Raw genomic sequence first — 1,385 nt, 5'->3', positions numbered from 1 at the left:
TTCCAAGTACTCTAGTAAGTCTTGGTTTTCTGCTTCAGAGCGATCGCGTATATCTAGCAACCGAATTTCTTCGGCTCCCATGTCTTCAAAGATGCGTTGATAGCGACTGCCAATCACGGTTGGTTCTCTGGAGGCTGAAGGGATAATGGCAAGGCGAGCATTAGTTCCTCCAGCACGCCCAAAAAAAGTTTGCAGGATCTCTCTTCCATGAACTTTATCTTCAGCGCCGCCGATTACCAAAATAGCTGGTTGAGTGGACTTAGGCATCCTAATTCTTTGCAATTGAGATTCTAACTGCTGCATTATATTAGTAATGGGCATGAGGTGAGTTCAATACTTTTGAGTAGTGCTTTTTAGTTAAAATGCCACATTATAGCAATTTTTCAGTTTACTTCGTGATTATTTAATGATATTCACGCATTATAGCCTTACCATTTATGCATAATCACTGATTATGTATCTTAGCCTCTTCCCACAGGATTTTTAGCTCCAGACCCCTACCCTCCCTTAACTGTTTGTGCGATTTGACATTATCACTCTATTTCCGGATTTCTTCAGCTCTCCCCTGACTTCAGGGCTACTTGGTAAGGCGCTCCTCAAACAAATTGCCGAAGTGCATCTGATCAACCCCCGAGACTTTGCTACTGACAAACATCGGCGAGTTGATGATGAGCCTTATGGTGGTGGGGTGGGGATGTTGATGAAACCAGAGCCGATTTTTGCGGCTGTAGAGTCTTTACCCATTTTACCCCAGCGTGATGTCATCTTAATGACCCCTCAGGGGGAACCCATGAAACAGCAATTGTTCAAAGAATTAGCCACAGGTTATGATCAGCTGGTGATAATTTGTGGACACTACGAAGGTGTGGATGAGCGGGTATTACACTTAGTCACCCGAGAGGTATCATTGGGGGATTTTGTCTTAACCTGTGGAGAAATCCCAGCCCTAGCCATGATTAATGGTGTCACCCGGTTGCTACCAGGAACAGTAGGCAAAGCCGAATCCCTTAAATTAGAAAGCTTTGAAGCCGGGTTACTGGACTATCCTCAGTACACAAGACCTGCTGAGTTTCGGGGATGGAAGGTTCCAGAAGTTCTGTTATCAGGAAATCATGGGGAAATTGACCGCTGGCGTAAAGAGCAGCAAATTCAGAGGACTAAAGAACGCCGTCCTGATTTGTATGATCAATAATCGGGAATCGGGAATCGGGAATCGGGAATCGGGAATGTAGAATGTAGAATGTAGAATTGAGAATCGGGAATCGAGAATTGGGAATCGGGAATCGGGAATCGGGAATCGGGAATCGGGAATCGGGAGTAGGCAAATGGATATTTGGCATAGAGTCCCATCACTAAGGTTGCCAAAGCAGCTGAAATCCTGGTGA

At 45.1% G+C, this 1,385-nt stretch carries 1 protein-coding gene and 2 pseudogenes; 1 reads left to right on the top strand and 2 read right to left on the bottom strand.

Translation table 11 applies throughout. The annotated features are described in order from the left end of the window. Positions 1–321 (bottom strand): annotated as a pseudogene (locus F6K20_RS38600) (cyanophycinase); the annotation flags it as partial. A 196-nt stretch (positions 322–517) separates the two neighbouring features. Between F6K20_RS38600 and trmD the strand changes: the two are divergent. Then, positions 518–1,192, top strand: coding sequence for a tRNA (guanosine(37)-N1)-methyltransferase TrmD (trmD, locus tag F6K20_RS38595; RefSeq protein WP_009149558.1), 675 nt, complete (start codon positions 518–520; stop codon positions 1,190–1,192). On the opposite strand, the pseudogene F6K20_RS38590 reads toward trmD, so the two are convergent. Further along, a pseudogene (locus F6K20_RS38590) lies at positions 1,186–1,385 on the bottom strand (hypothetical protein); the annotation flags it as partial. The gene trmD and the pseudogene F6K20_RS38590 overlap by 7 nt on opposite strands.

This window comes from Moorena sp. SIO2C4, assembly GCF_010672485.1.
GTDB lineage: Bacteria > Cyanobacteriota > Cyanobacteriia > Cyanobacteriales > Coleofasciculaceae > Moorena > Moorena producens.
This window is presented reverse-complemented; position numbering and strand designations above follow the sequence as displayed.